The following is a 26,794-nucleotide window of genomic DNA, read 5'->3' on the forward strand; positions in this document are numbered from 1 at the left end:
GCCGGCAAAGGAACACGTCGCAGCATGGGCGAGCGGGACTTCATCGCTCTGCTCGACGGTGTCCATCAGCTGGTCAGGGCGCCGATCGGGCTGGTCTGGCACCGGCTCAACACCCATGTCTCCCGCAAGATGCGTGACCTTGTCGCCGAGCGGGAGTGGCTGACGGTCTTCCTGCTACCCGCCTACTCTCCGGACCTGACCCCGTCGAAGGCGTGTGGGCGCACGTCAAACGCAGCCTGTCCAACCTCGCCGTTATGGCCCTCGGCCGCCTCGAAGCACTCGTCCGCAACCGGCTCAAACGCCTTCAATACCGGCCCCACACACTCGACGGCTTCATAGCCGGCACCGGCCTCACCTTCGACGCACCAGCCTCACCTTGAAAAGCCGAAGTCAGTACCGACGATGTGCGCCGTTCCCGGAAGGGGCAGCGTGCCGATGTCATCGGCCATTTCGGCGCCGATCAGCAGGGCCGCCGTGTCATGGATGACACCACTGTCGCTAGGGGCGGGGAGAACGGCGGTGGTGAAGTGGAGCCTCATAGCGCGAGCGTAACGATCGGCGGCGTTGACCAAAGGCGATCGCAGGACCAGGGCCGTTCAGGCGCCAGAGTCCGCAGCCGAGGCAGGTCGGGCGGCAGGACGGACACGCTCAGCCCCCGTACTGCGCCTGCCGCGCGGCCTTGCATGCAGCGCACAAGGGCGACGCCCGACCCCGTAGCGGCAGGTCGGAGCGTGGCTTCTCTGCACTTCGCGTGATGTCGTGCGGAGGATGAGGAGCCGACATTGGTGGTGATTATGGCTTCATCGATGCTCAGGACTGGATCACGCCTGTCATCTGGCGTCTCCTCCCATGCAACCTCGAACCCGTTCGGTGGGATTTGGTCTGCATGCAGGGCCTCCGCCGAAAATCCGAACTCGCCGTGGGGCGACCATGTTCAGTCGCCAAGGGCGACGTGGACGCCGAACCCGGCGATGACCGTGCCGCTGATGCGGTCGAGTGTCCGGCGTGCTGAGGGACGCCGAAGGGTGCCGCGGAGCACCCGGGCGAATGCGATCAGTACGCCTGACCAGAGCAGGCCCAGCAGGATGTGCATGCCTGCCAGCAGGGTGCCGGTCGTTACGTGCGGGGCGCCAGCCGGAATGAATTGCGGCAGGACAGCCATGTAGAAGGCGCCCACCTTGGGGTTGAGCAGGTTCGTCAGAGCGCCCCGGCGCCAGCCGCTCCCGAAGCTCCCGTCGGCAGCCGGCTCGTGCGCAGCGTCGTCTTGGGCGAGATCCGCCCGAGCCCGCCGGCGCACGGTCGACGCCAGGATCCGGCTTCCCATCCACACCAGATATACGGCCCCTGCCCAACGGAGCAGCGTGTAGGCGAGGTGGGAGGCGGTCAGCACGGCGGTGATGCCGAGCGAGCTGAACACGCCCCAGGCGAGGGTGCCCGTCTGGATGCCGAGGACGACGCCCCAGGCGCAACTGCGGTGACCCAGTGCAGCGGTGCGCAGGATGAGGGCTGTGTCTAGGCCGGGCGTGAGGGTGAGGAGCCCCACGATCAGCGCGAAAGACCCCAGAGCGGATGCAGTGATCATGGGTGGCGACTGTAACGCGAGAGTGGTCAACTTCCCACTCCCTGCCCGAAATCGGGCAGGAAGGCTCTTGTAGCCTCTACGGAATGGCGTACACCATAGGAACGGTCGAGCGCATATAGCGGTATCCGATCAAGTCGACGGGAGGCGAACAGCTGGAGCAAGCAGACTGACGCCTGGAGGTCCTCTTCGCGGCCCGCGCACTGACCGCCCCGTGGACCCTGTGCCCGATGACCACCGACCCGGACAAGGCCAGGGAGTGGCTGGAGGACCGGACAGACGTCACCGGTGTCGAAGGTCTGGTCGTAAAAGCCATGAACCAGCGCTACCGGCCCGGAGCCCGCGACCGCGCCTGGATCAAGATCAGACGCCGAACCACCACCGAAGCGATCATCGGCGCCATCACCGGCACCCTCACCCGCCCCCAACTCCTCATCCTCGGCTGCCACGACCCGACCGGACGCCTCCGCCCCATCGGCCGCACGGTCCCGCTGCGCCCCGATGCCGCCCGCCAGCCGCCGAGCACCTGACCCCTGCCGGCTCCGGCCACCCCTGGACCGGCGCGAAGTTCTCCTCGGCATGGGGCATCCGCGATGTCCTGGACACCACCCTCGTCCAACTTGGTCTCGGCGCGGAGGTCAGCGCTGACACCTCTATCGACCGCGGCGGCGTCTACCGGCATCCGATCCGGTACGTGCGTCTGCGCCTGGACGCGAGCATGGAGGACGTGCCCTGGTTCGGCGGGGGCCCGGCCATGGTCGCCGGTTGAGCCGCGTGACCGGACGGGCGTCGTGCGATCGGCTAGTCGCTACGCCTTGCCTGCGGCTTTGAAGCGGAAGCCGAAGAGGCCGCCCTCTTCGTCGTCGGTGAGGCGGGGCCTACGGATGTGGGGTTCGGGGTTGGATCCGCGCTGGGCAGCGGTGCTGAGGGTGTCGGTGTTGAGGGTGACGTTGTACTGCATGTGCTCTTCCTCCGTGACTTCGGCTGCGAGCGCCAGGGCTCGTGCGACCTGTCGTTCGTCGACGCCGTCGTAGAGGTGGCTGTCGTGAATGAGGAAGTCAGGGCCGCGCTCGTGGCGGTGTGCGAGGACGGCCAGGGTGAGGTCGAAGCAGAAGATGACCACGTTGTTGATGCCGCGGCTGTCGTCGGCGTCGATCCGGGGCGTGATGCTGAGGCTGGTCCGGCCGGCCTCGATGGCGAGGTAGGCTTCGCGGCCCTCGCCGTACAGGCGCTGGGCGTTCCGGGAGAACAGCAGGATCGCTTCGTCTGTCTGCTGCCGGCGCCCTGGTCGGGTACGCGGTCGCGCTGCCCGGCGACCGCGCGGACGGCGGCTCTCGCCCGGTGTGGTTCGCCGGTTCGGCCATCTCCTACGACCTCTCCCTGCCCCGGGTCCGCGAGCGCTTCACCCCGCACGTCGCCCCCGCGGAGAGGGTGATCACAGGCACCGCCGACGATGTGATGGAGCACGCCTACCGCCTCATGACGGTCTAGCCCAGCCAGGGGCGGGGGCTGTGGCAGGACGGTCCCGCGATAGTCCCCGGAAGCCTGCTGCGCGACTACGCGCATGAGATCGACGGGGTGAGCGTCGTTTACCTCATTGACCGCTGCGGATCTTGTCGATGCGCTTCGCCAGAGCCTGTGTCTCCGCGATCAGCCGCTCGTGCGCGTTCTTCTGCTCCTCGTCGCCCTTCGCCCTGAACGCCGTGCTGAAGTGGGGTTGGAGCTGGGTCCACCAGCCGTAGTCCAGCATCGCCCACGCCTGTGGGCAGAGGGGGGCGCGGGTCTTCGGGAGATAGCCGCTGTCGACCAGGGACTGCTGGTACTTCATTGGGTCGCTGCCCTCCAGGTAGCACAGGAAGTTGAAGGCCCGCTGCTGGGTGATGGGGTGGTCGCTCGACATTCCCTCCAGGGTCGGGGTGCCTTCCTTGCGTGCGATCTCGTCGAAGAGGATCGCGGCGGCCAGCGATGGGCCCGGCCCGACCTCGTTGACGGTATAGAAGGACGCGAAGCCGTCCGCCGCGTCCTCTTCGAGACCGAGGTTGGCCAGGAGGAGCTGGCGCTGCAGGGCATGGCCCATCTCGTGGCCGAAGATGAATTCGGTCGACAGCACGGTCAGGTCGTCGGTGTTGTACTCGGACGCGGGGAACGGGGCGGGCCGTTCGACGGTCTTCACGACGTCGGCGAGGGCCTTCTCGATCTCGGTCAGGAACGGTGGCGGGACGAAGATCGTCCTGCCGTCGGGCTGGGTGACGGCGTCGGTGACGCCGGGCGGCACGGCGGCGGTGACCTTTACGACCATGTCGTGCGGGAGGGTGAGTGATCTGTTCACCCAGTCGGCCGTACGCTCCAGCACGCGGGAGTTCCGGATCAGTGCCACGGCCTCCCGGTCCTCCGGTTTGACCGTTTGGGCCTCGTAGACGACGGTGACCCTGCCGGAGCGCGCCGCCTGGGGGCGGGGCCCTGCTCCAGGCCCCTGCCCGGCGTCGCGGGCCTCGCCGCTGCACCCAGTCGAGACGACCCCGGCGAGGAGCAGCACACCTGACAGGACGATGCGCGCCCTCTTCGAGCGACCGGCGGTGTTCGGCATCCTTGATCGGCTCCCGTCGCGTGTCCCCGCACTGATCCTCCGGCCGTCCGGAGGCGGGTGCCCGTCGAGCCGCCCGTACGGGGGACCGTTCGCTGTGTGGGCGACCTTCGGGAGGCGGCCTGGTTCGACCCGTTCGACAACCGCAGCATCAGGGATCCCCGACGAAGACGACCAGGTACGCGCCGTCGCAGTAAGCGACATCATGCTGCCGCTCGACCCGCACCGCTTCCTGTTTCTGCCCAGGCCCACGACTCCGGAGGACGACCGCCCCAAACAGGTGGACCACCTGATACACGCGGAAGGCGCCATCGGCATTGCGCTCGTGGAGGTGGCGTACGACGTTGCCGACCAGTTCGTGATCCAGCACCCAGAACCCGACCCCTGGAAGCACGGGGAACCGACAGGCCCCGGCCAGCCGAGGCTCTGGGAAGGGCGACCGCTCTCGCTGCCCGCCTTCTCCGAGCCCGCTTACGACGCTCCCGTACCCGCCCAGGCGGGTGGGCGCCGGCTGATGCCGGTCGAGCAGGGCGCCGACTTCCGCCAGCCGCCCGGCGAGACCGAGCCCGAGCCCGCACCCGCCCCGGCCCGACGTCCGCTCGCCCCCGGCGGCCTCGCCTTCTCAGACGCGGACCGCCATATCTGAGCGCTACCACCACGGGTTGCGCCACGTCCAGGACCAGCTCACCACCTAGCCCCACCGCCCGGTGTGCCAGCGCCTCCACCTGGACAGTGGTCGTAGCCGGCCCGGCTCCCGCCTCGGATACGGTGTTCCTCTACGGGGTGCCATAACGGATGTGACGCCCCCCACCGAAGGTAGTCAGCGTATGAGTTCAAAGCGCAGCAAGAATCCAGCCCTGCCCGTACTTGACGACGCATTCCGACTCGCGTCGGTCAAGGACGCCGAAGAGTCCACCCGTGACTTGGCCGCGCGGCTGGCCACCACCGAGCTGCGCCGCGTTTCCCACCCGGGCCGGGTCACCTGGGAGCCCACCGATCAGGCCGAGCCCGTACCGGTCCCGCCGACTGTGGTCGACGGTGAGGGGGACCTGTGGCTGCGGGACCGGGGCACTGGCACCTGGACCATGCCCGAGTTCAACGCGAAGGAGTTCCCGGCCCGCTGTGGCGAGGTTCTGACGTGGAACCAGCTTGCCCGCGAGTTCGGCCCGCTGACCGCACTGGCCGACGACCGCCGCATCGGCGGCGGCCGGCGCTGACCGCGCCGCTTTCTGGGATGACCGCGCCCCTGAAGCGCCCGTTACGGGTAGCTGGGAGCTCCAGCTCACCGCCGAGCTCGACGATGGCGGCGAGCCGGTGAGCGTGGTGGTCGGTCACGATGTCTCCATGTTGCAGCCGGATACGTCGTGGCTGTCCGTGGGGTCGGGGTGGAAGAAGCGCGTGTAGCGGAGTCCGGTCTCCGGAGTGATGTTGAACACCGCGCATAGGTGCTGCGGGTCACCGCCGGTGACGGCGGCCTCTGCGAGGATTCGGTCCTCGCGAAGTTGCTGGGCGGTGACCGGGAGGCCGCGCAGCAGAGGCTGCATCCAGCCGGTTGTGACCGGGGCCCGGGTGTGCGCGGTCTGCGAGCTGATGAACACGTGAGGGTTGCGGGTATGTGGCCAGCGCTGGTGCCGGAGATGGATGTAGTCGACGGCGGCCTGCTGGGTGAAGGCGTCGAAGGGTTGATCGATGTCGCCGAGCGTGAGCCGGCCGCGGGTGAAGTCGATGGGGCAGTCAGGGGCAGCGCTCGGGCCTGGTGCGGGTAGAGCGCATGGATGCCGACGAGGGCGATCAGCAGCTTCAGGGCGGGGTTGGTCTCGGCGGCTGCGGTCAGACGCTGGATCGTTTCGGGGCTCAGCGGCATGGGCACCGAGCTGGGCCGGGATCCCAGGCTCACGCCTCGTGCGGGGTTGGCGAACAGCCGTTCGCTCTTGAGGGCCTTGAACATGTCGCGCGGCGCGACGGCTTCGGTGTGCGGTGCCGCGCATTGGGCGAGCCACTCGGTGACGTCGGCGCGGCTGACCTGGCGAAGGGTGCGGTAGCGCTGCGAGCAGGCAAGAAGGAACGGGATCGCGGAGTTGGCCTGGTTTCGGACCCGTGGTAGTCGAGCGGGGACGGCGGCGAGGTCCGCCGTGACGGACGATGCGGATCCACACGAGGGCGTCCAGCACGTACAGGCCTTTCCGCGCCGGCGCACGGCAGTCGTGCCGTCGTTCCAGTTGCCCTTCAGCCTCTGCGGGCCTTCAGCGCGAAGCCCGCCGCAGGTGTCTTCAACCGCGCGGCGAGGAACGCACACCTCACGGGCAGTCGGCCCGATTCCACCACCTCGTTCGCGCTCGCAATAGCCCTGCACCCAGTTGAGGCGCGGAGCGAGTGAGGCGACGAGCGACCCTGGCCAATTTCAGAGAGTCCCATCAGGAAGGAGATCCCCCGGCGGGCCAGTAAGCACCTCAGCGCCTCCCGGCCGATCCGGACGGGCCGGGCGATGTTCCTGCGCAGGTGATCGGCGAGCTTGCGGATGGACCAGCGGGTGAAGGGCTTGCCCAGCACGCTCGGGCGGGTGGCTTTATTCACGAGATTGGGTTCTGGCTCAACTTCGGTGGACACGCACGCTGAGTGACAGATGGCTGTCTTGCGGCCCGCCCGAAATTGGTTGGCTTGCTTGCCGCCGAGCTGCGACGATGTCTCGGTTGCCCAGGCGGAGGACATTTGTTCGTTTTCGTGTGTGCGGGGTGTGGCGCCGAACTGACCAATCCGCTGTCCCACGTTGCCCTGCCGGTCCACGCCCATCAGGTATACGGGAACGGGGCTCAGCTGCCGGTCCTCATGGAGTCGGGCACGTTCGCCGTGGAGCCGGAGCCCTGGGGACCACCATGGCGGAAGTGGGAGGAGATCCATCCGGATGAGACGGCCGCCCGCGGTATCTACGCGCCGGTCCATGCCCTCTCCGACGGCGCGCCCGGCGCGATCGTCATCGCGCCCGGCGATGCCCGCGGCACCGTGCTGATCCCGGAGAACCGCGGAGGCGGCTACTGCTGCGGCCTGGACGGGGCCGCCGGCCCCAACGTGGCCTGCATGGAGTGTGCCCTGCCCGTGGCGAGCCGGATCGACGACTGCTCGCTCTGGCAGGCGATGTGGCTCGACCCGAATGCCGTGCTTCGTGTTCCCGCCGACGGCGTCGACGCCGCACCACTCACCTGGGCTGAGCTGATGACGGAAGGAAAGGGCACGCCCCCGTTCGAGCCGATCGCCAGGTGGGGGTCGCGCATGGGGGCGGGCCACTGGTCGAACTACTGGTGTTCCTGGAGCCCGCAGTGGGAGGCGGCCGCCGGCCGTGCACTCGCCCACCTGTTGGTGGCCTCAAAGGGCCGCCCGGTGATCGTGCCGGACGGCTTGGCCGGTGAGGTGTTCCAACGCACGCTCGACAACATGCTGCCCGCCGGTCCGCAGCCGCGGTACGCAGACCTGGCCGGACCCGGACGACCGGCTCCGGACGGCGACGCCGACATCCTCCTCGTGCCGACGCATCCGCAGACGGGAGAGCTCTGGACCCCGCCCGCCCCGGCGGCGTACTCGGTGCCCCTGCCGTTCGGGGTCTGGCGGTGGCTGGCCTTCCCCGAGCCAGACCTGCCCGTCCCCACGTCGGGCGTCCTCCCCGACGGCGTCCTCCGCGACGACTTCGATCCGCCCGCAACACGCCCCCGCCACCCGTTCCGCGTAGACTCGGGAACGTTCCGGCGCACCCTGGTCCGGCTGCCGAGCGTCCGCAGCCCATGGCTGCGCGAGATCCTCGAGAACCTCACCTAGCACATGCGCGCCGGCTACTTCTAGACCGCGACCGGCCACATGATCGGTCGGTTGGCTGCGTAACCGGTCACTCGCAGTCACAGACCACAGAAGTTGAGCCAGAACCCATTCTCATGACCAAAGCCAGCGTTGCTGCTCCGCGCTGAGCCGGCCGAAGTCGCGGCGCTGCGCGGCCGTCCAACGGGCGATGTCCTCGCCGCGCCACGTCGCCCCCGGCACGAGGCTCGCGAGGCGCGCACCGCCCGCTAGGCGTGCTTTCAGGCCCGCGTACTGGCGTTGCCAGTCGACCGTCCACCCGAGCGCGCCCGGGTTCCAGTCCGGATCAATCGAGGCGAGGGCGGCGGCCCGTTGCTCGGTGCGTAAGGGGTCCTTGCCCAGCCCGCCGGGTCGGCGGACTTGGTCAGCCCCTGCTCGACCGGCTTGTCCAATGCGGTGGCGTGCCGCGGCGCGGCCAGGGTTTCGTGCTCGGCGTCGCTGCAGACCCCAGTCGCGGATAGACCTTGGCCCCTGATCGGAACCACCCTCGGGAGCGGGGCCGACTCCCGCTCTATTGCTGGCGCTCAAGGCGCCGGGTGGGACCAGGGCTATCGCCCCCGCTCCCGAGGCGAAGCAAGGCCCGCGGTCTCTTTCATGGGCCTCAAAGGGCCTGGGTGGGCCTGGCGGTGCCTCCCTTCGCTGCCCATTAGGGTGGGCCTCCAGCAGGGTGCTGATCTGGGCTTCCAGGGCTCGGCGGGATGACCACGTCGAGGGTGCCGGTTCCCGGGACCACGACGGTCTGTGCGTCGAGGGCGTCGAAGACGTCGTCGATCAGCCTCTTTGTCATCCGCGGGGCCTCCGGGCGGATTACCTCGACGAGTCTGCGGCGGCCGGCTTTCCGCAGAGCGTTCGGGGACCCGTATCGCTCGAGGAGCCAGGTGACGGCGGGGTGGTCCAGCCGCGGGCCCAGGACCCGCTCGAGGCTGGGGTGGAACTGGGTGAGCAGACCGCGTATCCGGATCGACGCGCGGGTGGCCTCGGCCGCGAGGTCCTGGTCGAAGCCGGTCAGCACCGTGAGCTCGGCGGTGATCTCGTTGGTCAGCTCCAGCGAACGCAAAGTGTGAGGCATCGTCCGGGCCGCGTCCGCGATCACCGCTGCGTCCTTCGCATCGGTCTTCGCCTCGCCTTGATAGAGGTCGGCGATCCGTCGCATCGCGAGTCCGGGCAGGTAGGCGACCTGGCAGCCGGCGTCGCGGGCGACGGTCAGAGGCAGGGCGCCTATGGATGCGGGCTGGTCCACGATGACCAGGATCCAGGGCCGTTTCCCTGACCTCACCGCCGCGGCCCGGCAGCTGCGGACGGTGCCGAACTTGGCTTTGAGTTTGTCGAAGACGGCCCGCAGCTTCGGTTCGCTGTTGGGCATCGGCTTGTCGAAGACCTTCTTCCCGGCCGGGGTGAGTCCGTGACCGTGGTGGGCGGTCTTGCCGACGTCCATCCCGAGGAAGACGCCCACGCCTTCGGTGTCTAACATCGCGCCCTTTCCAGGTGGTTGACCGTGATGGCCTCGGCAATGGCACCGTGTTGTCGGCGTACACCCGAACATGCACCGGTCGGTACGAATCAAAGTGCACGCCCTCTGTCCCGTCTTCAGCGCGCGGCCCGGTCTGCAGCTTCTCGGGTGATGTCGGCGTAGAGGCGGAAGAGGGCTGGGCGCGCTTCGCCGCCTTCTCGTTCGTGCAGGACCGCCCAGCACCGGGCGATGAGCTCCCGGGCCTGGGTGCCGGGCCAGGGCTGGGGCAGGAGCTGAGGCGGCAACAGCGGGTCGGGCTCCATGGCGCGGGTGAGTTCGGCGGCAAGCTCGACCGCGATGGTGAGGAGTGCGGACGGGGAGAGTCCGGCAGGGCCGGTGAGTCGGGCGAGGCGGGGCCGGGCGAGGCGGCTGAGGCGGTGGTAGCGGTCGGCGATCTCCTGCAGGGACCACAGGCGGCGGGCGAGTTCGACAGGCTCTTGGGTGTCGCCCTTGCGCAGGTCGGTCGTGGTGAGAAGGGTGAGCGCACTATGGGCGCCGAGGCGGTGGGCCGCTTCTTCGACGTATGGTTCCCAGGCGTTGGCGCATACGTACAGTCCGCCCTGGAGCGGGGCACCGCCGAGGTGGACGAGCGTCTCACGCAGGGCGTCCCGGGCCGTGCGCGCCGATTCGGGCACCGCGAAGGCGGCCAGGTGCCAGACACCGTCCCAGGGCGCGAGCCCGGCGTCTTGCTGGAACGCGTGCCGGAGGAAGTCCGCGTTGGGAGCCAGGGCACGCGTGGTGTCCGCGGTCGCGTGCAGCTCCGCCTTGCGGCCACGGCCCTCGTGGGTGAACCGGCCCTCGGCCACGAGGCGTTTGACGCACAGCCGCACCTGCTGGTCGCTCATGCCCAGGGTGTTGGCGACGGTGTAGAGCTCGTCCGCGCCGACGGTGCCGTCCTCGCGGATCAGCGCGTGGACGAGCATGCGGGTGGGGACCTCGACGTGGTCCGCCTCGGCGCTCACAGCTCTCTCGCCCCTCTCGTTCCGACGGCGCGACGCATGGTGGTCACCGCGCCGAATCCCAGCAGCCCGCGCAGGCAGGGCGTGTTCTCGGTCCGCACGGCCGTGAAGCCGCGCCGCTCGTACAGGGCCCTGGCACGCGGATTGGTGTCGATCACATCCAGTCTGATCTCCCGGCAGTGCTGCTCCGCCGCGACGGCGGCCACTTCCTCGATGAGCAGGCTCCCGACGCCACGCCCGCGTACGCCCGGGTCCACGGCGATGCCGTCCATGACGAGCTGTCCGGGGGCCGGGCGGCGTTCGAACAGGGCGAGGAGCAGGAGTCTGGGCAGCCCCCGCAAGTGTCCGTACACGCGCAGCACGGCGGAGGCCGATCCCCGGTGAGGGCACGGCCGCCGAGCTGGTAGCCGGCGAGGCCGACGAGCCGCCCGTCGAGGAGCGCGCACACCGCGCGATCAGCGTTCAGGTGGGCGGCGATGAAGGGCACCGCCTTGTCCGGCGGGTTCAGGGCGGGGCCGAGTTTACGGCCGAAGGCGTCCCAGTACATCTCGGCCGCCCGCCGCTCGGCGCCGGCCGGAAGGCCCCGCCGGACCGTCACTGGCCCAGTACCGGTGTCCGTCGTGTCCAGTCCCATGCCGTGCCCTCCTTTCTCGCTGCAACCCGAAACTCAAAACTATCATTCTTACAACGACCGTGCTTGTGCTGATAGTTTCTGGTTCGCTCACCCGAACAGAGGCGGTCAGATCCCATGTATCCAAAGCTCCAGCCCCGAAGGCGCGGGCTCCGCATAGCCGTGTGGTCACTCGTCACGGCCTTGGCCGTGGCCGCCGGTCTCGTCGGTGTGGTGCTGTGGCAGCACTCCTACGCCATGGACGAGCAGCGGGTATCGATCCGCCACGGCGGCCACACCCTCAACGGAGTACTGGCCACCCCCAAGGACGGCCGCAAGCACCACGGCCTGGTCGTGTACGTCCACGGCGACGGCCCCGTCGACGCCACCCATGACGACGGGTACAAGCCCCTGTGGGAAGCGAACGCCAAGGCTGGCTACGCCTCTCTGTCCTGGGACAAGCCCGGCGTCGCGGGCGCGCCCGGGAACTGGCTCGGCCAGTCCATGGACGACCGGGCCGACGAGGCGGCCGCCGCCATCGCCTGGGCGCGCGCCCGTCCGGACATCGACGGCGACCGGATCGGGCTCTGGGGCGCCAGCCAGGCGGGCTGGGTCCTGCCGAAGGTCGCCGCCAAGACGCCCGTGAGCTTCGTCATCGCCGTCTCGCCCGCGATCAACTGGCTCCAGCAGGGCCGCTACAACCTCCTCGCCGAGCTGCGCGCCGACGGCGCGTCAGCAGGCCGTACCAACGAGGCGATCGCCAAGAGCGACACCACCCGACGGCTGCTGGAACGCCACGCGACCTTCGAGGAGTACGTCAAGGCCATGGGCGGCGACGCGGACGGCATGACCGCCGATCGCTGGGGCTTCGTCTCCAAGAACTACACCGCGGACGCCACGCAAGACCTTCGCGCCCTGCGCGGCGTACCGGTGCTGCTGGCCCTCGCGGGTCATGACATCAACGTAGACACCGTCGACACGGAGCGCATCTACCGCGAGGTGCTGGACGCAGGCGGTGCATTGACGGCCAAGCGCTATCCGGACGCGACCCATTCATTTCTCAAGCAGTCCATCGAGCAGTCGGACCTCAAGATCACGCTCACTGCGCTCTTCTCGCCCCGCTCGCTCTTCGCGGACGGATTCCTGGATGGCCAACGACAGTTCCTCAAGGATCTCGACCGAGGCAGCAATGCCACTCCGTGACGGTCCAGCAAGATCGGCCATGACGCATGGTGCACGTTCGCGTGTACCGCCCGGTGCACTTTGAAGCGTACGCCGACACCATTCGCCAACTGAGCTGCGTCGTCACACAAACCGCGCGGACAAGGGGCCATACCGGACCCCTTCCGGTGCCCTGCCCGGTGGCGGCTTGGGAAGAACGGACCGCCCTCAACTCCGGGTGCAGGCCACGCACTACCAGCGGTACCAGCGGCCGCTGCTCCCCTTCGGACGGGCCGCGAAGCCGAGCAGTCAGATGGCCAGGACGGCGATCGCGACCCACCACAGGATCTTGACCGCGAAACCGGCGCCGAAGAGAATCAGTGCGAGCAGCAGGACCAGAAGCAGGGGGACCATGGCTCCGAACCTCCGGAACACCCTGTGCCCGGACGGCCGTTCGATACGCGAGGCGCTTTGACCGGGCGTCGGGTGAGTGCCTTGGCGATGGGCGCATTGCTCGTGCTCACCGGGTGCGGCAGCGGCGGCGACGAGGCGCCCGTCTCCTGGAAACGCCCCTGCGACATGCTGCCCAAGGCCGTGGTGGAGAAGTCGGTCGGCGTTCCGCTCGTGGCGGCGGGCTCGGAAGGACCGAACGGGTTCGAGTGCCGCTACCGGCCCCCGAAGTCCCCCCAGGATTTTTGGACGGTCTCCTTCAGGTCGGACACCGCCGGGACGTACTGCACCGAACCGAAATCGCAGCCCGCGCCGGAGATCGACGCCGACGCGTACAAGATCGACGACAACGGACGTGTGGTCATCGGGGGTCCGTACCACGGCCACTGCCTGCGCATCGCGGGCTACAGCAACCGGATCGACGGATCGGAGGTCACCGCCGCCTCCGCCCTCGACCTGCTCCGCACGGCCAGGGGCCGCATGGAGTGACGGCGCGGTCGTCGTGTGCTCAGCCCCATCTCACGTCGGCTGCTCCGACGTTGATGAAGTCACTGGCGCGCGGTTCCATCCGCGATGAGACTTCCCACGTAACGCTTCACGAGAATGAGATCCCGGTCGACGAGACGCTGGTCCGATCACTGCTGAAGGCGCAGCGCCCCGAGTGGGCCGCCCTCCCGTTGTCGCTGGCAGGCGCAGGCACGGACAACATCATGTAACGGCTGGGCGATGACCTGCTCGTGCGACTCCCACGAACCGCCGACAATGGGCAGTCCGTGCGGAAGGAACAGGAGTGGCTTCCTCGCCTGGCGCCCCTCCTCTCGTGTCCCATCCCCGAGCCCGTCCACGCCGGGACGCCCACCGACGTCTTCCTCCTGCTCTGGTCGGTCTACCGCTGGATCGACGGTGACGAACCCCGGCCGCTGCCTCCCTGACCAGGTCGACCCCACAGCCGCGCACTCCGCACTTCTCCTTGACCTGCTTTGCGAGGGGCGACCGTTAGACCGCGGCCAAGGGGTACCCCTGCAGGCTCTCCAGCACGGACCCGGGTCGGAGCGGTTGAAGGAGAGCGAGGAAGATACGACGATGGCGACGATCCGCTGCGGTCCGGGAGTCGGGCTGCGGCCTCCGGCCTGGGCGCGCTCCGAGCTGGACGAGGGCGAGCCCAACGGCCGGCTCAGGGTTCGTGCAGGTTGGCACCGGCCGCACCGTCACCACCGCCCGGAACCTGGTCCCCATCACCGCCATCACTCGGGCCGGCGTCCTGCCCGCGACCGTGCGGGCCGTCCTGGTGTGGAGGGCACCACCGCCGCGGGAGGGGGTATCTTCCGGAAAGAGTGAGATGTGTGGTTGCGCGTCAGCAGTGCCAGCAGTAGAGCCTGAGGTCGCCGGCGCTGCGAACAGCCCGCTGTGCCAGCCCCGCTACGCCAGTGAGGACCCTCAGGGGGTCGTCGTCGGTCATCTCGTCGCCGTCTTCATCCCGAAGCCGCGCGGTCCAGCGGTCCGAGAGCCCGCACAGCTGGCTGGGTGTCGCTTCGGCGAGGTTATGGGTCAGTTGCGCGGAGACGACGAAGACGCCGGAGCCGTCGTTGACCACAGGCGCGACGTAATGGGGCCAGGACCGCTGGTTGAGTACATCCCAGGGCGGGAGGTCGGGAGAGGGAGCCTCCAGGTACATCTCCCATTCGACGACGGCGTCGTCTGGGTAGAAGTCCTTGCAGACCACGGATGGCATGGTATGCCCGGGGCCGCGATTTCGCGTTGCGGCGGCCGTGGCATCGTCCGGTGCAACGAAGAAGGCTATGGCGATGGTCATCTCCGCATGGTGCCAGGCAAAGGGCTGGCCCACGGCCATGGCTGGGTCAGGCTCGGATCTCGTTCATGAGCATGCGCAGGGTGAGGCTGTGCTTCTCGGTGGCAGGTCGTCCATGGCGGCGGTGGCGTGCGCGATGCCGCCTGCCCGGTTGCCGGAGCGGGCGAGCATCAGCCCTCGGTGCAGCTCCACGTGGGTGGCGAAGCGAGGCAGGCTGGCGGGAGTTCGGCGAGGGCCTGGTCTTGGGCGTCGGTCGCGGCGTGTTCTACGCCGAGGCGGGCCAGGAGCAGGGAGCGGAAGACGTTCAGGCGCCACCAGGGACGGCGTAGTCGGAGGTCTGCTCATGCGATCCGGCCGCGTCGAAGATCCGCCGGCCTTCGGCGTCCAGGTCGGGGGCGGGCGCCCGGTCGCCGCGGAGGGCTGCGGCGTGGGCTTTGCCGTAGGTAGGCCCACGGCCGCGTCGTCGGCCTCTACCCTTCCCCGCTGGTGGCGCGCCTGGCGGATACGGCCGGTTTCCAGTGGATCGCCCGCACCTCGCCTGCGATCCGGCCCCACCGGCACCGGCTGAGCGAGTCGCGGCTGTGCCCGCTTCACTGAATCTGTGCTGGATACAAAGCACGTTGCCTGGCTTGCTTGATGAGCGGCGCGTGTTCTGCAGTGGTTGGCGACAGGGTTCTGCACTGGGTGCGAGAGGGATCGTCACTGGTCGCAGTTGCTGAGTGGGGGTGTCGTTTTGTTGGTGTAGGTCGGTGTCGTTTTCCGCTGAGGTTTCGGGGCTCTGGCACTGATCTTGTTTGCGCCGTGAGGCGCTGTTGGTTCGACTGGAGGTGGAAGACCTGCACCAACCCGCTGTCGCAGCAGTCGGGTTGAAGCTGAGGGCAGCCTGTTCCGGTGATGCCGGGGAGGGTGAGAGCGGCCCTGACAAAGCCGGGTCGTGACCAGTACTGCCAGATGGGGCGGGCCCGGCGAGCGTGATGGAGAGGAGTACGCGAGGAACCGGCGTTTTACGTCTCTTAAAGTGCCTCCGGCTCGAACCTGGCGGATCAGGGCCGGTAGCGGTGCGTATGTAGGTCATCCTTTCGGGTGGTCTGAAAACTCCTGGGCCGGTCTACGAAAGCTGGCCGGGAGGCCACGAGGAAAGCCTGCGGCGTACTCGTGGCGATGCCGCAGGGACACAGTCGGGCTCCTCCTTCATCGAGCGAACCACAGTGAACACGGGAACCGTCCCGCACCTCGCCTTGCCGCCTGTCTCCAGCAGGCTGCCGGGGCTGAGCGCATCGACCGCTGATCGGTCCGGGACGGGGCGGAGCCGCCGTAGTACTCCGAGGCCGGGAGAGCCGGCCGCATGGGGAAGGGCGGCAGCGGTATCGAGAAGGGAACGACGCTGCAATGCCGGAATATGCCCCGCCGGATGGCGGAGCTCCGAGTCCGTGCCACCCAGGATGACGGAATCCGATGACGTTGCGTCACGAGACCACAAGATCAGTGCCAGAGCCGGTTTCGGTGTCGTTCGTGTGAGTGTGGATTGGCCGGCCAGGCATGATCTGGGTATCGACATGGTGAATAAGCTGACGCGGGCTGTGGAGGATGGCGATGCGGCTGCGGTGGCACGGCTGCTGGGTGGGGGTGTCGAGGTGGACGCTCCGGACATGGCTCGGCGTACCGCGCTGGAGCTTGCGGTAAAGGCGGGGCATGTTGAGATCGTGCGTCTCCTCCTTGCCGCAGGGGCCGATCCGCACCAGCAGACAGGTGAGTACGAAGAGTTGACGCCGCTGCTCCAGGCGGTGACTTGGGGGCACACCTCGGTGGTGCGTGCCCTGCTCGATGCTGGGGCCCCGAGCTGTGCCCAGGGCAAGATGAGCTGGCTGCCGCTGGTGGTGGTACCGGACGGGGAGCGGGGCCGGGAGATCGTGGACCTGCTTCTGGACCGGGGGGCGGATGTCAACGGTTTGATGAAGGGCTGGACACCTCTGGAGTGGGCGGCCGCGGGCGGACAGGTGGAGATGGTGCGCCAACTGCTTGCCCGCGGTGCGACGTCAACGGCGGAGGCCCTGAGTAGGGCATACGCGCGTGGGAATGAGTCTCCGGAGGGCGTAGCGAAGTACGCTGCCGTCATCAATGCCCTGCGCGCCGCGGATCTTGATGCAGCTGGTCAGTGAAATTGCGTGCTACGCCGGGCTTGGTCCATGGGCCGCAGAGGCTGTCCTCATGAGGCGGTGCTTGGTTTGTACTGGGCAGCTATGACGGGACCGGACTGTCCGGGATCGCTTTGCTTCCCGTCGTTACGCAGTGGACGGCGCCGATTCCCTACGCTCGTGCCGTGCCCACCTTTTTCCTCGAACGCACGCCCCCGCTCGCCCCCGCGGAGGCGTGGCGCAGGCTGACGGAATGGCCCCGCCACGCCGACGTGGTCCCGCTGACCAGGATCGAGGTCCTCACCGTGCCGCCGACCCGCAAGGGAACGCGTTTCGTGGCCCGGTCGGGCGTCGGACCGGTGACCGTCGACGACGTCATGGAGGTGACGGTCTGGCGGCCGCCGGTGGGCGACGAGCCTGGCCTGTGCCGGTTGGAAAAGCGCGGCCGGATCGTCCTGGGCTGGGCGGAGATCGAGGTCCGGCCAGGCCCGGGGGGCCACAGCCGGGTGGTGTGGCGGGAGGAACTGCGCATCCGCTTCCTGCCCCGCCTCTTCGACAGCGTCCTGAACCGGACGGCCCGCCTCATGTTCGGCCGCGCGGCGACCCAGCTGCTCAGGAAGGCCTGAGCGACGACGACTCTCAGGCGGCCGAGCCGATATGCCGCGCCTGCCGGGTCGCCGTGGCGTAGTGAATCGGGGTGTGCGCACCCGTCAGGGACACCCCGCTGCCGCACCCCGGCGGTGGGCGACGATCTCCGCGCCCTGACCCTCGGCAACGCCCCCGCCCTCACCCGCATCTACAGCGGAGCCTCGGGTCCGTACACCACCGGCAAGCCACCGCCCCTCGACCAGGCCCAGGAGAAGATCTGCAGCGCCCTTGCACGGGCGGCCGAGACGCCGAGGGCGCAGTGGAGCTGGGGCATCCTCGCCGCCGACGAGATGATCGGCCTCATCGCCCTGCGACGACGCTCGCCTGTCATGGGAACCATCAGCTACATCCTGCGCGAGGACACCTGGGGCAACGGCTACGCCACCAACGCCGCCACGCAGGTCGTCGCCTTCGCTTTCACCACCGCTGGCCTGGATGGCTGTCGCCCTGGTCGTGGCTTGCGTCGGCCTGATAGGTGCCCACTGAGTGGCCCGCGTCCGCCTGCTGTCCTGACCGGCCCGTAGCGACGGCGCGGAGCAATCCTTCGGATCCGCCGGCCCAGCACCGTGCGATATGACTGATGGCTTCTGCGCATCTCCACCGCCAGCGGCGCCTCGGTGCTGCGGACGAGGTGGCGGTGCCCACAGGCCTGGCGCCCTTGAGGCCGCCTACCGGGGAAACCCTTCGATACGTCGCAGGGGCGGTTCTACGCCCTGATTGAGTGGGTGGAAGGGGTCCTCGTACCCGGCTACCTTGCGGAGCCGTCCTCCGACGCCCGCTGGTGCCCCAACTAGTTCGAGCATCCTGTAGCGATCGCACGCCTCCAGGCATGCTGGCTGGCGTGGCAGGAGCTCACCGACCCGGTCACCCGACCGGGCTCAGCGTGTGGCACCGCGACCACCTGGACCCCTGCCTGCGGGAACTGCGACCGTCGAACGGCCCGTTCGCGGGCTGCATCAAGGGCGAGCACCAGGTCGACCACCGGATGCCCGGCATCGTGCCCAGCGCTTGGCGATGCGCCCAGAGTGACGGGAGGCTGCCGGGCACGGGTAGGGACCGGCCAGGCCCGCCGTGCGTCCCGTACGAACAGGCCCTCGGGGAACAGCGTCGCCACGAGTAGCGGTTGGGTGTTCAGTTTGCTGAACCCACCAGTGCCGCCGTGGCTGGGCTGGCAGGCTGGGCTGGTGGGGAGTCACTGGCTGGGACGGTTTCGTTGGGAGCGGCGGGTGCTGGCGCGTGTGCGGCGGGCCGCGTGGCGGTTGGAGCAGGCCGAGCGGGAACGGGACTGGACGCTGGCCTCGGCGCGGGCCGAGGGGCTGTCGGTACGGAAGGCCGCTGAGGCGGCCGGTCTGTCGCCGACGCGAGTGCACCGGCCCACCAAGGACACCTCGGCGGACGTGATGGAGGCCGTACTGGGTGAGCCGCGGGCGGCGGGCTGGCCGGCCCCGGAGGACCCGGAGGGCAGTGAGGACGAGGAGCTGTCGGGGCGCGTGGATGTGGCCGGGCGCCCGGTAGACGAGGGGCGCGTGGATGTGGCCGGGCGCCTGGTAGCCGAGGTTGGGTGGATCCGCCGGTGCGCGGAGTGGATCGACCACCTGGAGCGGGAGAGTTTCCCGCTGGTGGTGAATCTGCGGCCGGAGGCCGATTTCCCGGACCGGTACCCGGTGGTGGTCGGTCGTCCGCGTGTGGCGGCCGTGCTGCGGCGTATCGCCTACGACATTGACGAGCTTGCCCGGCCCGCAGCGTTGAGGATCTTGATCAGGTTCGTATCCGCGATGAGCCGCGGGAGGAGCGGCGCCGGCGCCGGGCTGCACCGGATCTGACCTTCGCAGCGTTCCGTGCCCGTACGGGGATCCCGGCCCAGTCCATCCGCCAGGCCGAGACCGCCTTGACCGCCCATCAGGCCGAACGTCACCGCCGCGGGGAAACCGGCGACAACCCGTACACGGCGAACAACCCCTTCCGCGGCGGCAGGACCTGACCGGGACGCAACGCCTGGCGCTCTCCCCGCCGTCACACGACACACCATCGGAGCCACCACATGGGCACACCACCGACCCCCATGCCGTCTGCGCCTCCCTGGCCGCACTGCGCACACGGGGCGGACCCTGCCACCGACCCCGTTGGTTGCCCCGGCATCCGTGTTCCCGGCCACACCGCATGCCTGGCCCACCTGACCGACACCGACCGCAACGCCTACCTGGCAAGCCTGGCGCCCGGCGCTGACATCGACCACCGCGGCACCCCCTTCACCGAACCACTCCTCACCTCACTCCTCTACGCGCTGCGCCATCCCACCACCCAAAACCCCCACCTCGGCGACGCCAGGTTCGACTGGGCGCAGTTCTCCGGGGACGCCAGGTTCGACTGGGCGCAGTTCTCCGGGGACGCCGGGTTCAACGGGGCGCAGTTCTCCAGGAGCGCCGGGTTCAACGGGGCGCAGTTCTCCGGGGACGCCGGGTTCGACAGGGCACGGTTCTCCAGGAGCGCCGGGTTCAACAGGGCGCAGTTCTCCAGGAGCGCCGGGTTCAACGGGGCGCAGTTCTGCGGGGACGCCTGGTTCGACACGGTGCAGTTCTCCGGGGGCGCCGGGTTCGACGGGGCGCAGTTCTCTGGGGCCGCCGGGTTTAACGGGGTGCAGTTCTCGGGGGACGCCAGGTTCGGCGGGGTGCAGTTCTCCGGGAGCGCCTGGTTCGAGGGGGCGCAGTTCTCCCAGTTTGCCGGGTTCAACAGGGTGCAGTTCTCCAGGAGCGCCGGGTTCAACAGGGCGCAGTTCTGCGGGAACGCCTGGTTCGGCACGGTGCAGTTCTCCGGGAACGCCGGGTTCAACAGGGCGCAGTTCTGCGGGGACGCCGGGTTCGACACGGTGCAGTTCTCGGGGAACGCCGCATTCAGCGGGGCGCAGTTCTCCAGGGTCGCCGGGTTCGAGGGGGTGCAGTTCTCCAGGGACGCCAGGTTCAACGGGGTGCAGTTCTCCGGGGACGCCAGGTTTGGCGGGGTGCAGTTCGCAGGCCATGCCGAGTTCACCGGGGCCCGGTTTGTGGTGCTGTCGTGGTTCGGGCCAATGGTGTGTGGTCAGGGGGTTGATCTGTCTGGTGCGGTGTTCGAGGTGCCGGTGACGCTGGAGATCGCAGCGCGAGAGGTGCGCTGCGTGCGGACTCGGTGGGAATCGACAGCGACGATGCGCCTGCGCTACGCCACAGCGGACCTCAGCCACGCGGTGCTGTCCGCCCCCGTCGCGGTCAATGCTCACCCCACCCGCTTCACCACCAGCGACCGGTCAGTGGACGAGAGCCGACTGGTCGGCCCCGCCGGGGTGCGGGTGGCTTCGGTGCAGGGTGTGGACGCCGCGCACCTGGTCCTGACCGATACCAACCTGGCCGGATGCCTGTTTGTCGGGGCCTTCCACCTCGACCAGCTCCGCCTCGAAGGCCGCTGCACCTTCGCCCCGGCCCCCACCGGCTGGCACCGCCGCGGCATATGGCCGGTGCGGTGGACCCGTCGGCGCACCCTTGCCGAGGAACACCACTGGCGCGCCCTCAGCGCCAATCAGCCCGCCCCAGCCCCGGGCGAGGTGCCCTCACCGCGCGTCTGGCGCACTGGACCGCACCACCCCGACACCGACCTGACCCCTGATCCCGAAGACGTGGCCGCCACCTACCGGCAGCTGCGCAAGGCGTTCGAGGACGGCAAGAACGAACCGGGAGCGGCCGACTTCTACTTCGGCGAGATGGAGATGCGCCGCCACAACCGCCGCCACGACCGCACGGGCACCCCGCCCGCCGAACGCGGCCTGCTGCATGGCTACTGGCTGCTCTCCGGCTACGGCCTGCGCGCCTCCCGTGCTCTGGGCTGGCTCGCTGCCGCAATGCTGGTGACGATCATTTTGCTGATGGGCTTCGGGATCCCCCAGGACTCCCCGAAGCAGAAGGCGACCGGCACCATTCCGGCCGGCGGGGGCAAGGTCGTCTTTGTGATCGACAAGGCGGATCCGCAGAACCCCACCGGGAAGAGGTTCACCAGCAAGCGGTTCGACAAGGCCCTGAGCGTCACGCTCAACTCAGTGGTGTTCCGCTCCAGCGGACAGGACCTGACCACCACCGGCACCTACATCGAAATGACCTCCCGCCTCCTCGAACCCACCCTCCTCGCCCTGGCAGTCCTCGCCGTACGCGGGCGCATCAAACGCTGACCACCCCGCCAGGCATTCAGCAAAGTGAACACACAGCCGCTACCAGCCGCACCGGCGATCCCCAAGGGCCGGACACGGCTGGCTCCGGGTGCTGGGCGTGGGCGATCCGGCGGCGAAGGCGGCGTACGTGCGGAGGGTGAGGCCGGAGAAGTCGATGAGCTGGCGGGCTTGAGGCAGGTGAACGCGGCGTGCATCGCGATGCCGGCGGCGACGGCGTAGGCATCGTCTGCTCGATGAGCAGCGCGGGCGGCAACGCGATCACCGCCGCGATGACGGTGGCCGCCAGCATGCGCCACAGGAGGATGTCCCTCGAACATCGCGGTCCGTGTCGCGGTCCGGTGCGGGGTCCCGAGCGTCCACTGAGCGCATGCTCACCCCCGGGCCAATCGCGCCCCAGGACCACAAGGCCGTCAGCGGGGAATATGGCACAACGGGAATGACGCTCCCCGCCAGCTGGCGCCAGTTCGTGGACCGCGAAGCGGCGTGAGGCCTACGCCAACGACCAGGGCCATGTCCTCCCTGGTCGCGGTCACCGCCCGCTCCAACCGGAGCAAGGCGGATCAGGATCCGGCCGAGTGGCTGCCGCCGGCGCCGGACGCGCTGTGCCGGTACGGAGCGGAGTGGACGGCGACGAAGCTGCGCTGGGTCTGGCGGTGGACGGTGCGGAGCGGGAGCGGCTGCTGGACATCGCAGCCGGGTGTGGAGACACGGACGTGGAGTTCACCCCTGCCCCGTAGCCGAGCCGTACGCCCTGAAAGGCCCGCACCCCGATTGCCAGGGTGCGGGCCCTTCGCGTTCGGGTGGAGCTCGGTGTGACCGTGCCCTGCCACCTATGCCGGTAGACCGACCGGCAAATGGAGGGCGGCGTCGCCTGGCGGCGGCGGACGACCGGGGATGGTTATTCGCCCGTCCACCGATTGCGGTCATGCTCTAATCGCCGGATGACGAAGATCGAATCAGAGCTGATACGACGCTGGCTGAACGGCTGGACCGTAGCTCGTTCCCTGCCCGAGGCCGAGCCGGTCGAGTCCGCCTGGGACGGCTTGCGGTCGAAGTGCGACCAACCCGGCCGCGAGGTCGAGGTGTTCGCGCTGCGTGCGGACGAGGAGCCCGAGTCCTTGGCGCGGCTGGCGGCAGCCGTCGCCGCCGCGAGGCAGACCACCTGGCTCACGGTACCTACGCTGCGCCCAGGCACCGTCGAAGCCGTCGTCGGCGCCGCCGGACTGGAGTTGCTCCACCGATCCGAGTGGTTCATGACGACCGATCTGACCGAGCACCCGCAGCACGCGCCCGCCGCGCCGTACGAGCGTGAGGTCCGCACGGAGGGACCAGTCACGGTCGTCTCCCTCCATGACTCCTCCGGAGAGGTGGCGGCGCGCGGCACCATCGCCGTGGTCGGCGCCGATGCGATCGCCGATCGCATCGAGACGGACGCGGCGCACCGGCGACGCGGCCTGGGCCGTGCCCTGATGAGCGCTCTGGCGGAGGCCGCCGTGGCCCAAGGCGCCCGTACCGGTCTTCTCATCGCCAGTGAGGAAGGCCAGCGCCTCTACTCCTCCCTCGGCTGGCGCCACGAAGCCGACGTCCTGATCGCCCGGGGGCCGGTGGTTCCCTCCAACCGATAGGACTGGCTCACGCTGGCCGATCCGCCCTTACGCACGGCTGGCCATCGCCTCGAACGAGGCACTGAACGTCTGAGCTGTCGCATGGCGCACCTCCGCCTTGTGACGTTGGTGCGGTCCCGCGGCGTGCAGCACGGGCGAGGCCCGGTGCCCGGTTTCTGGGGGCAGTACCGCCGGGCCGCCCCAAGCGGTCGGCCGGCCTCGGCCGGTGACGAGTGGTCAGTGTGCGGCTGTGTCCGGGCCAGTGCCGAGTTGGCGGCGGCCGGGGGAGCAGGGTGCGGCCGCGGGCCCCTCGGCCCCCGCACGTGGCGCCTAGGCCGGCTCGGAGGCGAGACGGGCCGACGGCCGGCCGTTGGCTGTGTGGGGGAGTGGCGGGGCGCGGGCCGGTGCCCAGCACGCGACGTTCGGTCATTCGCCCGGTTTCCCGGCTCGGGGCCGGGGCCCGGACCATCGAGGGAGACGTTCATGATGGGCGTCGTGTGATGTGCACTGGATGTGCGTCACGGGTTTTTCACTGGTGGTGGGTGTGGCGGGCTTGGGTACCGCGTTGCTGGTGTGTCGTTCGGTTGGTGAGGGCTTTTGTCGCTTTCCGGTGAAGGTTGGTTGTCGTGCGTGTAGGGCGTGGCGGTCCTGTTGCCGAGTGGTCTGACCGGGGCGTGGGGTTCCGTGAGGATGTCTTCGTCCAGCGTTCGGTGGTGGCCGCTCTCGTGTCGAGGGGGCGCCGGCCGGGGGAGCGGGGCGGCGTCGTGGGTGTCGCCGACCCCCCTTGCGGGGGCTGATGGGTGGAGCACGTGAGGCTGCCTCGACCGTCGGCGGGCCGTCAGTCTTCGTCTGGTAGGGGGACGTGGCCTGCCGCTTTCTGCACCGTGGCCTCCAGCGCGCTGCGGTCCAGACCGAGCGTTTCCGCGTAGTGGTCCAGAGCCGTATCCAGCAGCCACCAGGGCTCGCGTGCGTCTTCCCAGGCGTCCCGCCAGGTCACGTGCTGCTCGTCGGTCCACTGGGCGGCGTCGCCGAGTTCCTCCTGAAGGCGTGTCAACTCGGCGTGCGCTTCGTTGGTCGCTTCCTGCAGCTCGATCAGTTCGTCCAGTACGTCATCAGACAGTTCGATTTCCATTCCGGGATCTTAAGCGTCAAGATCTGCCCCGGCTCGCAGTGCCGCCGGACCGTAGGGACGCAGGGAGTGTCAGACGAACACGACAGCGCGACGGGGAATCGGTCATCTGCCTTCACTGATCGGCGTCACCTCGGTGTCACCGAACCGGGCCGGTAAATTAACAGCTCACAAGGGGTATGAGGGGCAGTCAGTGACACGCTGCGACGCCGCGGGTGAGTGTCCCTCGTGTCCTTCCGAGGGAGCTACGCGCACGCCGGAGCCAACTGCTGGAGCGGGTGAACATCGATTCCTGTTGGCGTTCGGCGATCACGAAATCATTGTCAGCACGATCTTGCCTTGGAGGTGGCCCTGCGCGGCTCGCATGTGCGCTGCCGGCCTCGGGCAGCGGGTAGGTGCTGTCCACCCCGACGTGGAGCCTGCCCTCGTGGAGCAGGCGCGCGATCTCGGCGAGCTGAGGGCCGTTGGAACGCACCTGAATGTTCGAGACTGTGATGCCCAGACTCGCCGTCTCTTCCGGGTCGTACTGGGCGAAGAACACCGGAAGCATGGTGCCGCCGCGCTTGAGCGCGGTCAGGAAGCGTGAGCTGTCCGGGCCACCGACGGTGTCGATCACCAGGTCGACGCCGCTGACCACGTCCGCGGCCTGCGTGCTGGTGTAGTCGATGAACTCGTCGGCGCCGAGCTTGCGCAGGAACTGCTCTCACCACCCCGCTGTACGAGGAGCCCCGGATGCTCGTGGTTCCGCGCGGCCATCCCTTGGCAGACCGCGCGTCGGTGACCGCGGAAGAACTGGTCGGCGAGGAGGCGGCGCCATGCGCGTTCGAGACCGCGGACTGGAGTTCCTACCGGATCCTCGGGGCCGGCGTGGCGCCGATCGAGAGCTACGAGGACAAGCTCGAACTTGTCGCGAGTGGCAGGGCGATCGCCGTGCTACCGGTCGGCGATCGGCGTAGTTCACTGCGTCACAACCTCGTCACCCTCCCGATCGAGGGAGCTCCCCCCGCCCAGGTCGTCCTGGTCAGCCGCAAGGGCGACCCGAATCCGATGATCAGGAATCTCCGGCTGGCGGCCAAAGCCGTCCTGACCAGAGTGGCAGCCTGACCGGGACCGGCCGACCCGCTTGGCGCTGAACTGCACCATTCCCGGTGGTGCGCTCGCCTCACGCACCCGTCATTCGTGACGGCGGGGTACGGCGCCCGGCCCCACTCGGGCCCGGCAGTCGGCCGGCCTTGCGCACGAGGCCAGCCCTCCCTCGCCGCTGGCCGTCTTTTCGTACCCTGTCCGGGCCGCAGTCGTCGGTGCTCCCGGCCACGCATGCCATGTGACGGTCGCCGCGTCTGAACGCCCGCTTGAACCGTGTCGGGCCGGGATGGACAACCTCCGGCTGGGTGGAGGGCATGTGCTGCCTCCTCGCGTTCGGCCCGCTCGACCAGTCAGCGGCCACCGAGTTCTTCCGCACCTACGCCCTGTCGGGCTGGGACGTGCCCCAGATGCTGGCCGCCTTGTCGGCCACGAAGCTGGTGAAGGGCACCCGCGAGCTTGTCGAGTCCATCGCCGGCCAGGCGAACCTTGCCGAGATCCGCCTGAACTCCACCGTCCGGCGCGTCGTCCAGAACGGTGGCGGGGTGCGCGTCGAGCTCGAAGGCGGCGACACCCTCGAGGCACCGGCCGCGTTGATCGCCCTGCCCATGAACGTGCTGAACAGCGTGGAGTTCGAGCCGCCCCTGTCCCAGGCCAAGCGGACCGCATCGCAGGAGCGGCACGCGGGCGCCGGCAGGAAGTCCTTCGTGAAGGTGAAGGGCGACATCGGCAACGTCAGCGTGCTCGCCCCCGAAGCCCAGGCCGTCAACTGGGCGGTGACCTACCACCGCGGCACGCAGGGGACCTGGCTGATCGTGTTCTCCGCCAACCCCGACCGCCTACACATGACCGCCTTCGACGACACCGACGGCATGCAGGAAGCACTCCAGCCGCTCCTGCCCGGAGTCGAGGTCGAATCCATCGCCGGATGGGACTGGAACGACGACCCCCTCGCCCTGGGCACCTGGTGCATCTACCGGCCCGGACAGCTCGCCAAAGTCCTTCCCGACCTGCGCACCACCGAGGGACGGCTGTTCTTCGCAGGCGCCGACTCCGCGAAGGCGTGGCGGTCCTTCATCGACACCCGATTACCTCACTGTCGAACACGCGAATATCTATGTCGACCGGAGTAGACATTGGGCGGTGGCGTGGTTATGGTTTCTCTCGTAACGCAGAGAGACCGCAGGGCCCGGCAGGGACGAACTGCCGGGCAGTAGTGCTCGCAGTACCGCAGTTCCCGTAGTTGCAGTGCGCAGGACGGTGCGGTGGTGGAGTTTCGAAGCCAGATTTGTTGCAGGACGGTGACGGGACTGACGACCGGACCGGGGGGCCCGCAGTGATCAAGGGCCGCCGTGAGCAGTACCGCAGTTGACGCAGTGGCAGTACCCGTAAGTGCAGTACGCAGTACGCAGTACCCAGCAGTGAAGTCAGTGAGCAGCACCTCGGTGAAGGCGTCGGCTGCGGGCGCGCGCACCGGGAAGTTCGGCAGTGGGGTTC

26 protein-coding genes and 7 pseudogenes are annotated in these 26,794 nt (G+C 69.0%); 19 read left to right on the plus strand and 14 right to left on the minus strand.

Annotation, left to right across the window (positions count from 1 at the left end; all coding sequences use genetic code 11):
- The coding region (locus tag IF09_RS44080; RefSeq protein WP_234321299.1) for a transposase at nt 1-339 on the plus strand (339 nt) is incomplete at its 5' end.
- A gap of 32 nt (nt 340-371) precedes the next feature.
- Here the strand turns inward: IF09_RS44080 and IF09_RS46095 are convergent.
- Nucleotides 372-539, minus strand: coding sequence for a hypothetical protein (locus IF09_RS46095; protein WP_158710172.1), 168 nt, complete (start codon nt 537-539; stop codon nt 372-374).
- Between the two features lie 395 nt (nt 540-934).
- Complete coding sequence (locus tag IF09_RS0136965) at nt 935-1,582, minus strand: LysE family translocator (RefSeq protein WP_030303552.1); 648 nt, start codon at nt 1,580-1,582, stop codon at nt 935-937.
- A gap of 227 nt (nt 1,583-1,809) precedes the next feature.
- Between IF09_RS0136965 and IF09_RS46605 the strand changes: the two genes are divergently transcribed.
- Entirely contained in the window at nt 1,810-2,109 is a 300-nt protein-coding gene (locus IF09_RS46605; RefSeq protein WP_051833552.1) for a hypothetical protein, read from the plus strand.
- A 278-nt stretch (nt 2,110-2,387) separates the two neighbouring features.
- Here IF09_RS46605 and IF09_RS0136975 read toward each other — a convergent pair whose 3' ends face one another.
- On the minus strand, nt 2,388-2,837 hold the full coding sequence (locus tag IF09_RS0136975; protein WP_324606892.1) for a DUF2326 domain-containing protein: 450 nt from the start codon (nt 2,835-2,837) through the stop codon (nt 2,388-2,390).
- An 83-nt stretch (nt 2,838-2,920) separates the two neighbouring features.
- Here IF09_RS0136975 and IF09_RS46100 point away from each other — a divergent pair, with 83 nt between their 5' ends.
- Nucleotides 2,921-3,070: a hypothetical protein gene (locus IF09_RS46100; RefSeq protein WP_158710173.1), complete on the plus strand. Its 150-nt coding sequence runs from the start codon at nt 2,921-2,923 to the stop codon at nt 3,068-3,070.
- Between the two features lie 103 nt (nt 3,071-3,173).
- Here IF09_RS46100 and IF09_RS0136990 read toward each other — a convergent pair whose 3' ends face one another.
- Nucleotides 3,174-4,166, minus strand: a complete 993-nt coding sequence (locus IF09_RS0136990; RefSeq protein ID WP_199920536.1) for a DUF4344 domain-containing metallopeptidase — start codon at nt 4,164-4,166, stop codon at nt 3,174-3,176.
- Between the two features lie 202 nt (nt 4,167-4,368).
- Here IF09_RS0136990 and IF09_RS47715 point away from each other — a divergent pair, with 202 nt between their 5' ends.
- Complete coding sequence (locus IF09_RS47715) at nt 4,369-4,809, plus strand: hypothetical protein (protein WP_234321300.1); 441 nt, start codon at nt 4,369-4,371, stop codon at nt 4,807-4,809.
- A gap of 181 nt (nt 4,810-4,990) precedes the next feature.
- Entirely contained in the window at nt 4,991-5,380 is a 390-nt protein-coding gene (locus IF09_RS0137000; RefSeq protein ID WP_030303559.1) for a hypothetical protein, read from the plus strand.
- Between the two features lie 114 nt (nt 5,381-5,494).
- Here the strand turns inward: IF09_RS0137000 and IF09_RS0137005 are convergent, their stop codons facing one another.
- Both IF09_RS0137005 and IF09_RS44090 read right to left on the minus strand, forming a co-directional pair.
- Nucleotides 5,495-5,707 (minus strand): hypothetical protein, encoded by a 213-nt coding sequence (locus IF09_RS0137005; RefSeq protein ID WP_158710174.1) that lies wholly within the window; start codon nt 5,705-5,707, stop codon nt 5,495-5,497.
- Between the two features lie 874 nt (nt 5,708-6,581).
- A pseudogene (locus IF09_RS44090) lies at nt 6,582-6,725 on the minus strand (IS630 family transposase); the annotation flags it as partial.
- A gap of 147 nt (nt 6,726-6,872) precedes the next feature.
- Between IF09_RS44090 and IF09_RS0137025 the strand changes: the two are divergent.
- Nucleotides 6,873-7,970: a hypothetical protein gene (locus tag IF09_RS0137025; protein ID WP_030303565.1), complete on the plus strand. Its 1,098-nt coding sequence runs from the start codon at nt 6,873-6,875 to the stop codon at nt 7,968-7,970.
- Nucleotides 7,971-8,700: 730 nt separating this feature from the next.
- Here IF09_RS0137025 and IF09_RS41215 read toward each other — a convergent pair.
- From IF09_RS41215 to IF09_RS41220, 3 genes and pseudogenes are all read right to left on the minus strand, one after another.
- Nucleotides 8,701-9,477: pseudogene (locus IF09_RS41215) on the minus strand (IS110 family transposase); the annotation flags it as partial.
- 116 nt (nt 9,478-9,593) lie between these two features.
- On the minus strand, nt 9,594-10,439 hold the full coding sequence (locus IF09_RS0137035) for a PaaX family transcriptional regulator C-terminal domain-containing protein (protein WP_051833554.1): 846 nt from the start codon (nt 10,437-10,439) through the stop codon (nt 9,594-9,596).
- Between the two features lie 35 nt (nt 10,440-10,474).
- Nucleotides 10,475-11,109, minus strand: a pseudogene (locus tag IF09_RS41220) (GNAT family N-acetyltransferase).
- Between the two features lie 114 nt (nt 11,110-11,223).
- On the opposite strand from IF09_RS41220, the gene IF09_RS0137045 reads away from it, so the two are divergent.
- Complete coding sequence (locus IF09_RS0137045) at nt 11,224-12,288, plus strand: alpha/beta hydrolase family protein (protein WP_030303569.1); 1,065 nt, start codon at nt 11,224-11,226, stop codon at nt 12,286-12,288.
- Nucleotides 12,289-12,558: 270 nt separating this feature from the next.
- On the opposite strand, the pseudogene IF09_RS47720 reads toward IF09_RS0137045, so the two are convergent.
- A pseudogene (locus tag IF09_RS47720) lies at nt 12,559-12,660 on the minus strand (hydrophobic protein); the annotation flags it as partial.
- An 87-nt stretch (nt 12,661-12,747) separates the two neighbouring features.
- Between IF09_RS47720 and IF09_RS0137055 the strand changes: the two are divergent.
- Entirely contained in the window at nt 12,748-13,185 is a 438-nt protein-coding gene (locus tag IF09_RS0137055) for a hypothetical protein (protein WP_030303570.1), read from the plus strand.
- Between the two features lie 248 nt (nt 13,186-13,433).
- Entirely contained in the window at nt 13,434-13,628 is a 195-nt protein-coding gene (locus IF09_RS48710; RefSeq protein ID WP_418953103.1) for a phosphotransferase, read from the plus strand.
- Nucleotides 13,629-14,050: 422 nt separating this feature from the next.
- Here the strand turns inward: IF09_RS48710 and IF09_RS0137075 are convergent, their stop codons facing one another.
- A complete protein-coding gene (locus tag IF09_RS0137075; RefSeq protein ID WP_158710175.1) occupies nt 14,051-14,509 on the minus strand; it encodes a hypothetical protein in 459 nt (152 codons plus the stop codon).
- Between the two features lie 1,439 nt (nt 14,510-15,948).
- Between IF09_RS0137075 and IF09_RS0137080 the strand changes: the two genes are divergently transcribed.
- Nucleotides 15,949-16,665, plus strand: coding sequence for an ankyrin repeat domain-containing protein (locus IF09_RS0137080; protein WP_234321301.1), 717 nt, complete (start codon nt 15,949-15,951; stop codon nt 16,663-16,665).
- Between the two features lie 161 nt (nt 16,666-16,826).
- On the plus strand, nt 16,827-17,267 hold the full coding sequence (locus IF09_RS0137085; RefSeq protein ID WP_030303583.1) for a hypothetical protein: 441 nt from the start codon (nt 16,827-16,829) through the stop codon (nt 17,265-17,267).
- 13 nt (nt 17,268-17,280) lie between these two features.
- On the opposite strand, the pseudogene IF09_RS48385 reads toward IF09_RS0137085, so the two are convergent.
- A pseudogene (locus tag IF09_RS48385) lies at nt 17,281-17,399 on the minus strand (XdhC/CoxI family protein); the annotation flags it as partial.
- On the opposite strand from IF09_RS48385, the gene IF09_RS0137090 reads away from it, so the two are divergent.
- The 6 genes and pseudogenes from IF09_RS0137090 to IF09_RS0137115 all read left to right on the plus strand — a co-directional run bounded on the left by IF09_RS0137090 (nt 17,382) and on the right by IF09_RS0137115 (nt 23,106).
- Nucleotides 17,382-17,813, plus strand: coding sequence for a GNAT family N-acetyltransferase (locus IF09_RS0137090; protein WP_078613699.1), 432 nt, complete (start codon nt 17,382-17,384; stop codon nt 17,811-17,813). The pseudogene IF09_RS48385 and the gene IF09_RS0137090 sit on opposite strands and share 18 nt — an antisense overlap.
- 305 nt (nt 17,814-18,118) lie before the next feature.
- Nucleotides 18,119-18,409 carry a DUF4913 domain-containing protein gene (locus IF09_RS44100; RefSeq protein WP_234321302.1) on the plus strand — a complete coding sequence of 97 codons (291 nt, stop codon included), beginning with the start codon at nt 18,119-18,121 and terminating at the stop codon, nt 18,407-18,409.
- Between the two features lie 7 nt (nt 18,410-18,416).
- Nucleotides 18,417-19,112: a hypothetical protein gene (locus tag IF09_RS0137095; protein WP_158710176.1), complete on the plus strand. Its 696-nt coding sequence runs from the start codon at nt 18,417-18,419 to the stop codon at nt 19,110-19,112.
- Between the two features lie 239 nt (nt 19,113-19,351).
- Nucleotides 19,352-21,481, plus strand: coding sequence for a pentapeptide repeat-containing protein (locus tag IF09_RS0137100; protein WP_234321303.1), 2,130 nt, complete (start codon nt 19,352-19,354; stop codon nt 21,479-21,481).
- A 452-nt stretch (nt 21,482-21,933) separates the two neighbouring features.
- Nucleotides 21,934-22,218 (plus strand): annotated as a pseudogene (locus tag IF09_RS44110) (HNH endonuclease); the annotation flags it as partial.
- Nucleotides 22,219-22,422: 204 nt separating this feature from the next.
- Nucleotides 22,423-23,106 (plus strand): GNAT family N-acetyltransferase, encoded by a 684-nt coding sequence (locus IF09_RS0137115; protein ID WP_037637049.1) that lies wholly within the window; start codon nt 22,423-22,425, stop codon nt 23,104-23,106.
- Between the two features lie 817 nt (nt 23,107-23,923).
- On the opposite strand, the gene IF09_RS0137120 is transcribed toward IF09_RS0137115, so the two are convergent.
- Nucleotides 23,924-24,217: a hypothetical protein gene (locus IF09_RS0137120; RefSeq protein ID WP_030303591.1), complete on the minus strand. Its 294-nt coding sequence runs from the start codon at nt 24,215-24,217 to the stop codon at nt 23,924-23,926.
- A gap of 306 nt (nt 24,218-24,523) precedes the next feature.
- Nucleotides 24,524-24,917 (minus strand): annotated as a pseudogene (locus tag IF09_RS41235) (zinc-binding dehydrogenase); the annotation flags it as partial.
- An 11-nt stretch (nt 24,918-24,928) separates the two neighbouring features.
- On the opposite strand from IF09_RS41235, the gene IF09_RS0137130 reads away from it, so the two are divergent.
- Nucleotides 24,929-25,318, plus strand: a complete 390-nt coding sequence (locus tag IF09_RS0137130; protein WP_418953104.1) for a LysR family transcriptional regulator substrate-binding protein — start codon at nt 24,929-24,931, stop codon at nt 25,316-25,318.
- A 248-nt stretch (nt 25,319-25,566) separates the two neighbouring features.
- Nucleotides 25,567-26,430 (plus strand): flavin monoamine oxidase family protein, encoded by an 864-nt coding sequence (locus tag IF09_RS0137135; RefSeq protein ID WP_158710177.1) that lies wholly within the window; start codon nt 25,567-25,569, stop codon nt 26,428-26,430.
- Nucleotides 26,431-26,794 lie beyond the last annotated feature (364 nt).

Source organism: Streptomyces katrae (genome assembly GCF_000717655.1).
GTDB classification, from domain to species: Bacteria; Actinomycetota; Actinomycetes; order Streptomycetales; family Streptomycetaceae; genus Streptomyces; species Streptomyces katrae_B.

Coding starts and splice junctions, on each gene's coding strand:
- IF09_RS46095 (WP_158710172.1), bottom strand. CDS start 539: ATGAGGCTCCACTTCACCACCGCCGTTCTCCCCGCCCCTAGCGACAGT.
- IF09_RS0136965 (WP_030303552.1), bottom strand. CDS start 1,582: ATGATCACTGCATCCGCTCTGGGGTCTTTCGCGCTGATCGTGGGGCTC.
- IF09_RS46605 (WP_051833552.1), top strand. CDS start 1,810: ATGACCACCGACCCGGACAAGGCCAGGGAGTGGCTGGAGGACCGGACA.
- IF09_RS0136990 (WP_199920536.1), bottom strand. CDS start 4,166: ATGCCGAACACCGCCGGTCGCTCGAAGAGGGCGCGCATCGTCCTGTCA.
- IF09_RS47715 (WP_234321300.1), top strand. CDS start 4,369: ATGCTGCCGCTCGACCCGCACCGCTTCCTGTTTCTGCCCAGGCCCACG.
- IF09_RS0137000 (WP_030303559.1), top strand. CDS start 4,991: ATGAGTTCAAAGCGCAGCAAGAATCCAGCCCTGCCCGTACTTGACGAC.
- IF09_RS0137005 (WP_158710174.1), bottom strand. CDS start 5,707: ATGCAGCCTCTGCTGCGCGGCCTCCCGGTCACCGCCCAGCAACTTCGC.
- IF09_RS0137035 (WP_051833554.1), bottom strand. CDS start 10,439: ATGCTCGTCCACGCGCTGATCCGCGAGGACGGCACCGTCGGCGCGGAC.
- IF09_RS0137045 (WP_030303569.1), top strand. CDS start 11,224: ATGTATCCAAAGCTCCAGCCCCGAAGGCGCGGGCTCCGCATAGCCGTG.
- IF09_RS0137055 (WP_030303570.1), top strand. CDS start 12,748: ATGGGCGCATTGCTCGTGCTCACCGGGTGCGGCAGCGGCGGCGACGAG.
- IF09_RS0137075 (WP_158710175.1), bottom strand. CDS start 14,509: ATGACCATCGCCATAGCCTTCTTCGTTGCACCGGACGATGCCACGGCC.
- IF09_RS0137080 (WP_234321301.1), top strand. CDS start 15,949: ATGACGGAATCCGATGACGTTGCGTCACGAGACCACAAGATCAGTGCC.
- IF09_RS44100 (WP_234321302.1), top strand. CDS start 18,119: ATGCTGGCTGGCGTGGCAGGAGCTCACCGACCCGGTCACCCGACCGGG.
- IF09_RS0137100 (WP_234321303.1), top strand. CDS start 19,352: ATGCCGTCTGCGCCTCCCTGGCCGCACTGCGCACACGGGGCGGACCCT.
- IF09_RS0137115 (WP_037637049.1), top strand. CDS start 22,423: ATGACGAAGATCGAATCAGAGCTGATACGACGCTGGCTGAACGGCTGG.
- IF09_RS0137120 (WP_030303591.1), bottom strand. CDS start 24,217: ATGGAAATCGAACTGTCTGATGACGTACTGGACGAACTGATCGAGCTG.